The 11,654-nt window shown below is 71.5% G+C and carries 9 protein-coding genes and 4 tRNA genes; 4 read left to right on the forward strand and 9 right to left on the reverse strand.

Translation table 11 applies throughout. The features are described from left to right. Nucleotides 1-57 precede the first annotated feature (57 nt). From AC1MBW_RS14555 to AC1MBW_RS14570, 4 genes are all read right to left on the reverse strand, one after another. Nucleotides 58-861: an amino acid ABC transporter ATP-binding protein gene (locus tag AC1MBW_RS14555; protein WP_480024908.1), complete on the reverse strand. Its 804-nt coding sequence runs from the start codon at nt 859-861 to the stop codon at nt 58-60. Continuing rightward, the gene (locus AC1MBW_RS14560; RefSeq protein WP_055972644.1) at nt 851-1,516 is read right to left on the reverse strand and encodes an amino acid ABC transporter permease; all 666 of its coding nucleotides are present in this window, start codon (nt 1,514-1,516) and stop codon (nt 851-853) included. The genes AC1MBW_RS14555 and AC1MBW_RS14560 overlap by 11 nt, the downstream gene beginning before the upstream one ends. A 2-nt stretch (nt 1,517-1,518) precedes the next feature. Then, the gene (locus AC1MBW_RS14565) at nt 1,519-2,373 is read right to left on the reverse strand and encodes an amino acid ABC transporter substrate-binding protein (protein WP_071254597.1); all 855 of its coding nucleotides are present in this window, start codon (nt 2,371-2,373) and stop codon (nt 1,519-1,521) included. A 131-nt stretch (nt 2,374-2,504) separates the two neighbouring features. Beyond that, nucleotides 2,505-3,251: an NRDE family protein gene (locus AC1MBW_RS14570; protein ID WP_480024909.1), complete on the reverse strand. Its 747-nt coding sequence runs from the start codon at nt 3,249-3,251 to the stop codon at nt 2,505-2,507. Between the two features lie 177 nt (nt 3,252-3,428). On the opposite strand from AC1MBW_RS14570, the gene AC1MBW_RS14575 reads away from it, so the two are divergent. Together AC1MBW_RS14575 and AC1MBW_RS14580 are read left to right on the forward strand one after the other, a co-directional pair. Then, a complete protein-coding gene (locus AC1MBW_RS14575; RefSeq protein ID WP_480026125.1) occupies nt 3,429-4,781 on the forward strand; it encodes a bifunctional phosphopantothenoylcysteine decarboxylase/phosphopantothenate synthase in 1,353 nt (450 codons plus the stop codon). Next, nucleotides 4,778-6,283, forward strand: a complete 1,506-nt coding sequence (locus AC1MBW_RS14580; RefSeq protein WP_480024910.1) for a serine/threonine-protein kinase — start codon at nt 4,778-4,780, stop codon at nt 6,281-6,283. Before AC1MBW_RS14575 ends, AC1MBW_RS14580 begins: the two co-directional genes overlap by 4 nt. Nucleotides 6,284-6,416: 133 nt before the next feature. On the opposite strand, the gene AC1MBW_RS14585 is transcribed toward AC1MBW_RS14580, so the two are convergent. From AC1MBW_RS14585 to AC1MBW_RS14595, 3 genes are all read right to left on the reverse strand, one after another. Beyond that, nucleotides 6,417-6,488, reverse strand: a tRNA-Val gene (locus tag AC1MBW_RS14585). An 81-nt stretch (nt 6,489-6,569) separates the two neighbouring features. Further along, a tRNA-Cys gene (locus tag AC1MBW_RS14590) sits at nt 6,570-6,643 on the reverse strand. A 65-nt stretch (nt 6,644-6,708) separates the two neighbouring features. Continuing rightward, a tRNA-Gly gene (locus tag AC1MBW_RS14595) sits at nt 6,709-6,780 on the reverse strand. 174 nt (nt 6,781-6,954) lie between these two features. Here AC1MBW_RS14595 and AC1MBW_RS14600 point away from each other — a divergent pair. Further along, nucleotides 6,955-7,027 (forward strand) — tRNA-Val (locus tag AC1MBW_RS14600). Nucleotides 7,028-7,151: 124 nt separating this feature from the next. Further along, a complete protein-coding gene (locus tag AC1MBW_RS14605; RefSeq protein WP_480024911.1) occupies nt 7,152-8,846 on the forward strand; it encodes a glycoside hydrolase family 13 protein in 1,695 nt (564 codons plus the stop codon). Nucleotides 8,847-9,012: 166 nt separating this feature from the next. Here AC1MBW_RS14605 and AC1MBW_RS14610 read toward each other — a convergent pair whose 3' ends face one another. Beyond that, nucleotides 9,013-10,293, reverse strand: coding sequence for an ammonium transporter (locus tag AC1MBW_RS14610; protein WP_480024912.1), 1,281 nt, complete (start codon nt 10,291-10,293; stop codon nt 9,013-9,015). Nucleotides 10,294-10,513: 220 nt separating this feature from the next. Next, a complete protein-coding gene (zapE, locus tag AC1MBW_RS14615) occupies nt 10,514-11,530 on the reverse strand; it encodes a cell division protein ZapE (protein ID WP_480024913.1) in 1,017 nt (338 codons plus the stop codon). Between the last annotated feature and the right edge of the window lie 124 nt (nt 11,531-11,654).

Below are 11,654 nucleotides of genomic sequence, written 5' to 3' on the forward strand. Positions count from 1 at the left end.
CGCGCCTCCTGGTCCGGTGGACGAGGAGGCGCGGGTCGACTCGCGAGCGGACGCCCGTCAGTCGTCGAGCGGTTTGAGCACCCGCCGCAGGAACTGCTGCGTGCGCGCCTCGCGCGGGCGGGACAGCACGTCGGCAGGACGTCCCCGCTCGACGACGACACCGGCGTCCATGAAGATCAGCTCGTCGGCCACCCGGCGGGCGAACTCGAGCTCGTGGGTGACGACGATCATCGTCCAGCCCTCGTCGGCGAGTTCTTTCACGACGGTGAGCACGTCACCGACCAGTTCGGGGTCGAGGGCCGAGGTCGGCTCGTCGAAGAGCAGCAGTTCGGGCCGCAGCGCGAGTGCTCGCACGATGCCGACGCGCTGCTGCTGGCCGCCCGAGAGCTCGGACGGGTAGGCGTCGGCCTTCTCGGCGAGGCCCACCCGCGCGAGGAGCGCCTCGGCCTCGGCCCGCGCCTCCTCCGGATCGCGTCCCTGGACGCGCACCGGGCCCTCGACGACGTTCTGCAGCACCGTGAGGTGCGGGAACAGGTTGAAGTGCTGGAAGACCATCGACGACCGGTCGCGCAGGGCGAGCAGGTCGCGCTTGCCGACCTTGGCCCCGAAGTCGATCGACCGACCGTCGGAGAGCGTGACGACTCCCCCGTCGGGCACCTCGAGGCTGTTGAGCGACCGCAGCACGGTCGTCTTGCCCGACCCCGAGGGGCCGATGATCGCGACGACGCGTCCACGCCGCACCTCGAGGTCGATGCCGCGCAGCACCTCGTTCGCGCCGAACGCCTTGTGCAGGCCGCGGACGGTCAGCACGGGGGCGCCGGTCGCGCCGGAGGGCCGGGGCGGGGTGACGTCAGCGGGCAACGTGGCGGTCCAATCTCTTCTCGAGGGCGTCTTGCCCGAACGACAGGATCAGGCAGATCACCCAGTAGACCAGGGCGGCCTCGAGGTAGATGAGCAGGAACTGGTTCGAGACCGTCGCGATCTGCTGCGCCTGACGGAAGAGCTCGACGACGAGGATGACGCTCGCCAACGAGGTGTCCTTGACCAGGCTGATGAAGGTGTTCGACAGCGGCGGCACCGAGACGCGGGCCGCCTGCGGCAGGATGATCCGCCGCAGGGCGAGCCCCCGCGACATGCCGATCGTGTGGGCGGCCTCCCACTGCCCCTTGGGCACCGAGAGGATCGCGGCCCGGATGACCTCGGCGGCGTACCCGCCGACGTTCAACGAGAACGCGATGATCGCGCTCGGCCAGGGATCGAGTCTCACGCCGATCGACGGCAGGCCGTAGAAGACGACGAACAGCTGCACCAGCAGGGGCGTGCCCCGGATGATCGAGATGTAGACCCGGGCGATGCCCGCGAGCACCGCCTTGCCCGACAGGCGCATGAGCGCGATGACGACGGCGATGACCAGGCCGATCGCCATCGACGCGAAGGCGAGCGGGATCGACGCCACGAGCGCCCCCGACACGATCGGCCAGAGCGACCGCAGGAAGAGGTCGAGGGAGGACTGCACGCCTACTCGCTGACGTCCTGGCCGAAGTACTTCTCGCTGATGGTCGCCAGCGTGCCGTCGGCCTTCAGCTCGGCGAGGGCGTCGTCGATCGCCGTCACGAGGTCGTCGCTGCCCTTGGTGGTGACCAGGGCCGAGCGCGACACGTCGTCGGTGGTCGCCGCGATCTTGATGCCGGCGGCCTGGTCCGGGTTGGTCTTGACGTAGTCGAGGAAGGTCAGCTCGTCGTTGACCGTCGCGTCGATGCGGCCCTGTTCGAGGAGCGCGACCGACTGGGCCCAGCCCTCGACGACCTGCACGTCGGCACCCGCGTCCTTGGCGGTCGTGTAGAAGTTGCTCGACTGCGACTGGGCCGTCGTCTTGCCTTTCAGGTCGGCGAGCGAGGTGATGTCGGTGTTGTCGGCGGGCGTGATCACGACACCGCGGCTGACCGTGTAGGGCGTCGAGAAGTCGTACGTCGCCTCGCGCTCGTCGGTGATCGAGATCTGGTTCGCGACGAGGTCGAAGCGGCCGGCGGTGAGCCCGGCGAGCAGGGCGTCGAACTGCGTCTCTTCGAAGGTCGGCGTGACGCCGAGCTTCTCGGCGACGGCCGTGGCGACGTCGACGTCGTAGCCGGTCAGCGCGCCGGCCCCGCCCTCGTGGTAGGTGAAGGGCTGGTAGGTGCCTTCGGTGCCGATGACGATCTCGCCGGCCGCCTGGATGTCGGACAGGCTCTTCGCCGCGCTCGTGTCGGCGGTCGCGCTGCCGGTGGACTGGACGACCCCGTCGGTGGAGGCGGGCGCGCAGGCGGCCAGGGCCACGGCGGCGGCGGCGATGACGCCGACGGAGGCGAGGCGACGGACGGTGCGGACGGCGGTGATCTTCACGAGGGTTCCTTTGCTGCGGCTCGGGGGTCGGACGAGCCTCCCGACACTAACGCCGCGGGGGCGGGCGTGATTCCCGATGACTTCGCGTGACGTGACGGCCCCGGTCCGGCGTCGCCACGCGCCCGTCAGCGCCGGGCGATCGCCTCCGCGACCGAAGGGGCGCCGTCGAGACGCACGTGCCGGTGGGCCACGTCGTCGGCCGAGACGGCGACGGTGCTGAGCGACAGCGAGTGGAAGAGGTGCCCGTCGACGAGGTCGGCCCGCACGAGCGCGTCGTCGTCGTCCGTCGGCAGGGCGCTGCTCTCGCGCAGCAGGTCGAGCCACGGCGTCCAGCTGCCCTCGCCCTCGGCCGCCGTCGGCAGCGGACCGGTCGGAGGCGCGACGTCGCGGAACCGAGGCAGCCAGCGGTCGACCCGGGGCACGGACCGGTCGTCGGGGGCTGCGTGCGTCAGCAGGTGCACCCCGGGGGCGAGGCGGGCCGTCTCGGTGGCGGCACCGTCCCATACGGAGTGCACCGCGCCTCCTGCGTCCGCGGTGAGCAGGTTGAAGGTGCGGGTCGTCTGCGGCCCGTCGGGCAGGACGCCGTCGGCGGCCGCCCTCAGAGGCAGGGCACCGCGGGTGGTCCATCCGCCGGGCGGCGGTACGGGCGCCTCGTGACGGTTCAGCACGACGCTCGCGCGACTCGGCCCCCGGGCGGTCGCCAACCACGCGCCGCCCGCCTCGCGGTCGTGCACCCCGGACACCCGCTCGCCGAGGTCGGGCCACCAGGGGCCCGGCTCGTCCCAGGGGCGGTCGGGCGACTCGTCACGGAGTCCCAGGAAGACGACGGGCCAGGGCGCGCCCGGCTGGACGGCGACGACGACGGTGCACATGGGGTCCTCACGGTGGGGGCTCGTCGGGTCGGGGCCGACGCTCGGCCGCGGGATGCGGCATCGTGGGGGGCAACGCTACCGACCCGGCACCGGGTCGGCCGACCGACGCATCGATCGACGAGGCCCACCGTGACGCACGACCACCCCCGCTCCTCCCCCGCCGACGCCCCGCGTCGCCTGTCCGTCGTCGTCGGCGTCTCGGGCGGCATCGCGGCGTACAAGGCCGTCGGGGTCGTCCGCGGCCTCGTGCTTCGTGGACACGACGTGCACGTCGTCCCGACCGAGGCCGCACTGCGCTTCGTCGGGGCGCCGACCTGGGAGGCCACGAGCCGCAACCCCGTGCACACGTCCGTCTTCGACGACGTCGCCGAGGTGCGGCACGTGGCCCTGGGGCAACGGGCCGACCTGATCGTCGTGGCGCCGGCGACCGCGCACACCCTGGCGAAGATCGCGCACGGGCTGTCCGACGACCTCCTCGGCACGACCATCCTCGCGAGCACCGCACCGCTCGTCGTCGCACCCGCCATGCACACCGAGATGTGGCTGAACCCGGCCACGGTCGCGAACGTCGACCTGCTGAGGTCGCGCGGGGTCACCGTCGTCGGGCCCGACGACGGGCCGCTGACCGGGGGCGACGTGGGGCCCGGCCGGCTCAGCGAGCCCGACGAGATCGTCGCCGCGGCCCTCGCCCGCGTGACCGGCCCGGCCGGCCTCGACGCCTCTCCCGCCTCCGTCCCCGGTGCCCGGCACGAGGACGCGCGGGCTCAGGAGGCGCGGGTCGGCGACCTGGACGGCCTGCGGCTGGTCGTCTCGGCCGGTGGCACCCGCGAGCCCCTCGATCCGGTCCGGTTCGTCGGCAACCGATCGAGCGGCACCCAGGGAGCGGCGCTCGCCCTCCGCGCGGCCCGACGCGGGGCCCGCGTCACCGTGGTGGCCGCCGCGCTCGACGGAGCCGTGCGGCAGACGCTCGACACCGACGCCGGGGTCGACCTCGTCGAGGTCGGCACCGCGCTCGAGCTCGAGGCCGCGATGGCCGAGCACGCCCCCGCGGCGGACGTCGTCATCATGGCGGCCGCGGTCGCCGACTACCGGCCCCTCTCGGTGGCGGACGGCAAGATCCGCAAGGACGACTCGGGCGACGAACTGGTCGTCCGCCTCGTCCGGACCCCGGACGTCCTGGCCGGACTCGTCGTCCGTCGTCCCGTGGGGCAGGTGGTCGTCGGCTTCGCGGCCGAGACGGCGGCCGACCGCGACGGACTGCTGTCGCTCGGGCGCGCCAAGCAGCGACGGAAGGGGGCGGACCTCCTCGTGCTCAACTCCGTGGGGTGGACGACCGGTTTCGGCAGCGACGACACGGCTGTCGTCGTGATCGACGCCGACGGTGACGTGGTGTCCGAGGCCGAGGGATCGAAGGCCACCGTGGCGGAGACCGTGCTCGACGCGGTCGCCTCACGTCTCGCGAAGAGTCGCGGGTCGGGTGGCGGCACCGCTCCGACGCTCCCCGACGCCTCGACGGGAGCCGGCGCATGAGCCCGCGTGAGCAGGCCGACCCCCGCCTCGGCACGACCGTCGGCGGTCGCTACCGTCTCGACGCGATCGTCGGGCGCGGAGGCATGGGGGCCGTCTACCGGGCGAACGACCTCGAGCTCGGCCGGGACGTCGCCGTCAAGCTCTTCTCGTCGGACGGGCACGACGTGCACGACCTCAGCCGACAGGTCAGCGAGGTGCGCCTCCTCGCCTCTCTGAACCACCCGGGACTCGTGACGCTCTACGACGCCCGCGTCGAGGGCGACGGCCACGACGACGACGCCTACCTCGTGATGGAGTACGTCGACGGCCCGACCCTGCAGACCGTGCTCGCCGACGGGCCGCTGTCGCACGCCGAGGCCGCGGCGCTGCTCGGCGACGTCGCGGACGGCCTGGCGGCGGTCCACCGCGCCAGCGTCGTCCATCGGGACGTCAAGCCCGCGAACATCCTGCTCGCGGCGCCGCACCACGAGGGCGACCCCCGCCGGGCCAAGCTCGCAGACTTCGGCATCGCCTACCTGATCGACTCGACGCGGGTGACGGCCACGGGCACCCTGATGGGCACCGCCGCCTTCGTCAGCCCGGAGCAGGCCGAGGGGCGACCGCCGGCCCCCGCGTCCGACGTCTACTCACTCGGACTGGTCCTGGTCGAGGCACTGACCGGGCAGCGCGTCTTCACGGGTTCGGTCGTCGAGTCGGTCATGGCCCGTCTGACCCGCGACCCCGAGATCCCGGCCTCGATCGGTTCGGGGTGGGCGGAGCTGCTGACGCGCATGACCTCGCGCGCACCGGAGGACCGTCCCGCCGCCGCCGAGGTGGCACGGGCCGCCCGCACGTTGGCCGTCGAGGGTGCCGGGTCGACCGATGCCGTCACGCGGGTCATGGCCGCTCCCGACGTGCCGACGGCCGCCCTGCCCGGCGGTGACACGCCCACTCGCGTCCTGCCCCGGGACGACGCTCGCACGCAGGTGCTCGGAGCCGGGGCGGCGTCCGGGGCGGATGCCGCGGACCTCGTCGCCGACGTCGAGCCCGACGACGGGACTCGGAAGCGCCGGCGCTGGCCCCTCGTGCTGGCGGCGGTCGTCGTCGCCGCGTTGCTGGCGGTGGGCATCGGCTGGGCCGCCACGCGCGACGGCGACGTCGTCGGTCCGACCGAGAGCGCGAGCCCGAGTGTCGACACGGAACCGTCGACGACGCCCTCCGAGTCGTCGGACGACGAGTCGTCGTCGCCGTCGGAGGACTCCACCGACGAGTCACCGGCGGATCCGACGCCCTCGGACGAGGTCAGCCCGTCCGAGGAGGCGCCGGTCGAGCCGACGACGCAGCCCACGGTCGACCCCGTGACGCCCCCGACGGTCGAGGTCCCGGGTGTCGACGTCCCGGGTGGGAACAGCGGGCCCGGCAACAGCGGGAACGGCAACGGGAACAGCGGGCCCGGCACCAGCGGGAAGGGGAACGGCCGCGGCAACGGAATCGGTCTCGGGACCGGGACCGGCACCCCCTAGAGAGAAGCCGCGAGATGTCATGACGTGCCGCTCACCTCTCGGGGCGAGCGGCACGTCGTGACTTCTGGGCAGGACGTCAGCGCTCGGCCCGGACATGACGAAAGCCCCGGCCGAGGCCGGGGCTTTCTGTGTGTGAGCGATACTGGGATCGAACCAGCGACCTCTTCCGTGTCAGGGAAGCGCGCTACCGCTGCGCCAATCGCTCATGTCTCAACGATGCGAGAGTGACCCCTCGAACCGCACTATTCAATTGCAACATCGATTCTAGACCTAGGTCTGGATCGAATGGAGGTGGAGACGGGATTTGAACCCGCGTGAACGGCTTTGCAGGCCGGTGCCTCGCCTCTCGGCCACTCCACCATACGAGTAGCCCCCAGAGGGAGGCCACCAGTCGGTGGACCACCCTCTGGTGAGCATTACACTCGAGCGGATGACGAGATTCGAACTCGCGACCCTCACCTTGGCAAGGTGATGCGCTACCGCTGCGCCACATCCGCATTTCGCTTTGCATTTCTGCGTGCAAAAGAACAATACCCACACCCTGGGGCAGAAACCAAATCGAGGGAAGTTCGTGTCTTGACCGGTCGTGGGGCAGCTCACGACGGGGGCCTCGACGACGGACCGAATGGCGTTCGAGCCCCGCGATGCACTAGCATCGTCGAGTCCCACACGGGCGATTGGCGCAGTTGGTAGCGCGCTTCCTTCACACGGAAGAGGTCATCGGTTCGAGCCCGGTATCGCCCACGACCATCACCGAAAGGCCCTGCATCCGCAGGGCCTTTCGTCGTTCCCGGACCGAGATCCCCGGCCCGGCGCCGCCGTCGAGGCATCGACATCGCTCGCTCCCGAGACGTGGCATCCTCACCCCATGACCGACTCCCCCGCCTCCCGTGCGCCCACGACCCACCCGACGACCGTCCCCGACGCCGACTGGTGGCGCCAGGCCGTCGTCTACCAGGTGTATCCGCGCAGCTTCGCCGATGCGAACGGCGACGGGATCGGCGACCTGCCCGGCGTGACCTCACGGGTGCCGTACCTGCAGCGGCTCGGGGTCGACGCCGTCTGGCTGAGCCCGTTCTATCCGTCCCCGCTCGCCGACGGCGGCTACGACGTCGCCGACTACCGTGACGTCGACCCCCGCCTGGGCACCCTCGACGACTTCGACGAGATGGTCGCCGCCCTCCACGCGGCCGGGCTGAAAGTCGTCGTCGACATCGTCCCCAACCACACCTCGAGCGACCACGAGTGGTTCCGCGAGGCCGTCGCGTCCCAACCCGGCAGCGCCGCCCGGGCCCGTTACGTCTTCCGGGACGGCCTCGGTGACGGCGGTGCCACTCCTCCGTCCACTTGGGTGTCGAACTTCGGCGGAGGCGCGTGGACCCGTCTGACGCGCCCCGACGGCACACCCGAGCAGTGGTACCTGCACCTCTTCGCCCCCGAGCAGCCCGACCTCGACTGGAGCAACCCCGAGGTCCGCGCCGACTTCGAGCGGACGTTGCGGTTCTGGTCGGACCGTGGCGTCGACGGCTTCCGGGTCGACGTCGCCCACGGGCTCGCGAAGGACCTCACCGAACCTCTCCGCGACGCCGCGGAACGAGAGGTCCTGCCGGTCGACGGCAGCGACCCGCTCTACGACCGCGACGAGGTGCACGCGATCTTCGAAGGCTGGCGCCGTGTCCTCGACGAGTACGACCCGCCCCGCAGCGCGGTGGCCGAGGCCTGGGTGCAGCCGGAGCGCGTCCCGCTCTACGCCCGCCCCACCGAGCTCGGGCAGGCCTTCAGCTTCGCCCTCACCCGGGCCGACTTCGACGCCGACCAGTACCGCGCGATCATCGCGTCGACCCTCGAGCAGGCGGCGGTGAGCGGGGCGACGAGCACCTGGGTGCTCTCGAACCACGACGTCGTCCGTCACGCCACGCGCTACGGCCTGCCGAAGGGGCAGGACCTCGACGCCTTCGTGCTGAGCGACGGACGACGCCCGACCCTGAACCCCGACGCGGGACTCCGACGGGCTCGTGCGGCGACGTTGCTGATGCTCGCCCTGCCGGGCTCGGCCTACGTCTACCAAGGCGAGGAGCTCGGCCTGTTCGAGGTGGCCGACCTGCGCCCCGACCAGTTGCAGGACCCGGTCTGGACGCGCACGGGCCACCGGCGCAAGGGCCGTGACGGCAGCCGGGTGCCGCTGCCCTGGGACACGAGCGAGCCCGCCCTGGGTTTCGGCGACCACGCCCCGCACCTGCCGCAGCCCGAGTGGTTCGAGGACCTCGCCGTCTCGGTGCAGGACGACGAGGACGAGTCCACGCTGTCGATCTACCGGCGCGCCCTGGCGCTCCGTCGTGAGTTGCAGCGGGGTGAGGAGCTCGCCTGGATCGACGACGCGTCGGACGAGGTCGTCCACGTCGCCCGTCACGACGGCTGGCACGCGCTGACGAACTTCGGCGGCGGCCCGGTGGACCTGCCCTCCGGCGCTCGTGTGCTCGCGTCCAGCGAGCCGCTGCAGGACACGCTCGCCGGCGTCACCGAGGTGCCGGGCGAGACCACGGTCTGGTTCTCCCTGGTCTGAGGGCGACCAGGAGGGGCGAAGGGCCCGGTCGCACGACGCGGCGACCGCAGGAGGCGCGGTGCGAGGGGTCTCGCACCGCGCCTCCTGCGGTCTGCCGCGGTCCACGGGGCCGGCACGTGGAACGGCCCCGGTCCGAGGACCGGGGCCGTTCGTCGGGCGTGGTGGGTCAGGCGCGCGCGTTTTCGAGGACGTAGCCCTCTTCGCCGTGCAGGGCGAGGTCGATGCCTGCCACCTCGTCCTCGTTCTTGACACGGAAGCCGATCGTCTTCTCGATCACGAAGCCGATGACGAAGGCCAGGACGAACGAGTAGAGCATGACGGCGACGGCCGAGAGGGCCTGGATGCCGAGCTGCGTGAAGGTGTGCGAGAAGATCAGGCCGGTGTCGTTGGCGAAGATGCCGAGGTACAGCGTCCCGATGAGGCCACCGACGAGGTGGATGCCCACGACGTCGAGGGAGTCGTCGAACCCGAGCTTGAACTTGAGGTCGATGGCCAGGGCACAGACGGCACCCGCGACGACGCCGAGGACGACGGCCCACCCCGGGGTGAGGGCGGCGCAGGCCGGGGTGATGGCCACGAGACCGGCGACGGCACCCGAGGCGGCACCGACCGAGGTGGCCTTGCCGTCCTTCAGCTTCTCGACGACGAGCCAGCCGAGCACGGCGGCGGCGGGAGCGGCGATGGTGTTGAGGAACGCCAGGGCGGCGACGCCGTCGGCGGCGAGCTCGGAGCCCGCGTTGAAGCCGAACCAGCCGAACCAGAGCAGACCGGCACCCAGCAGGACGAAGGGCGGGTTGTGCGGCTTGTCGGCACCCTTGGCGAAGCCGACGCGCTTGCCGAGGACGAGCGCCAGGGCGAGGGCTGCGGCACCGGCGTTGATGTGGACGGCCGTGCCGCCGGCGAAGTCGATGACGCCCATGGCGGCGATCCAGCCACCGACCGTGTTGCCGTCGGCGTCCTTGGTGAAGTTGAAGACCCAGCTGGCGACCGGGAAGTAGACGACCGTGGCCCAGACGCCCGCGAAGATCATCCACGCGCCGAACTTGGCGCGGTCGGCGATGGCACCGGAGATGAGGGCGACCGTGATGATCGCGAAGGTGGCCTGGAACGCGGCGAAGGCGATCGTCGGGTAGGCGCCGGTGGGGTCGAGGCTGTCCTCGAAGGCGGCACCGAGGCCGAGGTTCGCGACGTCGAGGCCGAACAAGCCCTGGACGCCCACGAAGCTCTCGCTGCCACCGGGGATGGAGGTCGGGTTGCCGAAGGCGATCGCGTAGCCGAAGAGCACCCACAGGACGCCGATGAGGCCCATCGCACCGAAGCTCAGCATCATCATGCTGATGACGCTCTTGGCCTTGACGAGGCCGCCGTAGAAGAAGGCCAGGCCGGGGGTCATGAGCAGCACGAGTGCTGCACAGATCAACATGAAGGCGGTGTTGCCTTGGTCCATGGGTGGGTCACCTCTCGAGTTTCTGAGCCAGGGAGGCACCGACGTCGAGGTCGACCGCGCGGGTTCGCGGGCTGTGGTGACGAACGCTCTCGTCCGGTGCGCCCCCAGTGTCGCGGGGTGAGGTTTCCAGCCGTGTGCGGGATTGTTTCCCCGATGTAACACGATTCGGGCGCAGGTAAACAACGTGTTTCGGCTCACCCCGTGCCGGGTGGGGATGTCCTCAGAGCGAGGTGAGCGCCACCAGGCGCGAGACGGCCCGCAGGTACTTCTTGCGATAGCCGCCGGCCAACATCTCGTCCGAGAAGACCTGATCGAGGGGCGTGCCCGACGCGACGACCCGGATCTGCGCGTCGTAGAGACGGTCGACGAAAGCCACGAGTCGCAACGCGTCGACCTGGCTGGTGAGGACGTGGACGTCACGCAGCCCCACCGCGTCGAGGTCGTCGACGAGCTTGACGTACTTGCTGGGGTGGACCGTCGCGAGGTGCGCGACGACGCCGTCGAAGTCGTCGAGCGACACGGTGCCGCCGAGGGACGCCGCCGCCGCGTCGACGTCGTCGACCACGTGTGCCCGGGCCTCGACCTCTCGACGCCGGTAGTCGTTCCCGTCGATGCGCAGGGTGAGGAACTTGTCGCTCAGCCCCTGGATCTCGCGGAGGAAGTCCGCCGCGGCGAACCGGCCCTCGCCGAGGGCGTTGGGCGGCGTGTTCGAGGTGGCGGCGATGCGGGTGCCGTCGTCGGCCAGGTCGCCGAGCAGCCGGGTCATCATCATCGTGTCGCCCGGGTCGTCGAGCTCGAACTCGTCGATGCACACCAGGGCGGCGCCCTTGAGCTGCGCGGCGGCACCGGCGTAGCCGACGGCGCCGACCAGCGCGGTGTACTCGATGAACGTGCCGAAGTAACGCCGTCCGGGCGTGCGGTTCCAGAGGGCGGCGAGCAGGTGGGTCTTGCCCACGCCGAACCCGCCGTCGAGGTAGAGGCCGGGACGCACGGCCGGGGCGGGCGGCTTCTTGCGGAACAGACCCCTCCGCGGGGCGTCGGCACCCGCGCCTCCGAACGCCGTCACGGCGGCGACCGCCTCGGCCTGCGAGGCGAAGTCCGGGTCGGGTCGGTAGTTCTCGAGCGAGGCCTCGGCGAACTGACGAGGAGGCACGAGTTGCGTCACGATCTCGGCCCCCGTGATCGTCGGCGTGCGGTCGGTCAACGAGACGAGGGTGCTGACGGATTCGGGGGGCATGGGCGCGGCCTCGCAACGGTGTGGGCGGGGATCTGTGTCAGAGTCGTACGGTTCCCGGGCGACGGTCACGCGGCATGCGTAACCTCGACGGGGCCGACCAGAGGCGATCCTACGCCGCCGGGCG

Source organism: Frigoribacterium sp. AP1 (genome assembly GCF_056680555.1).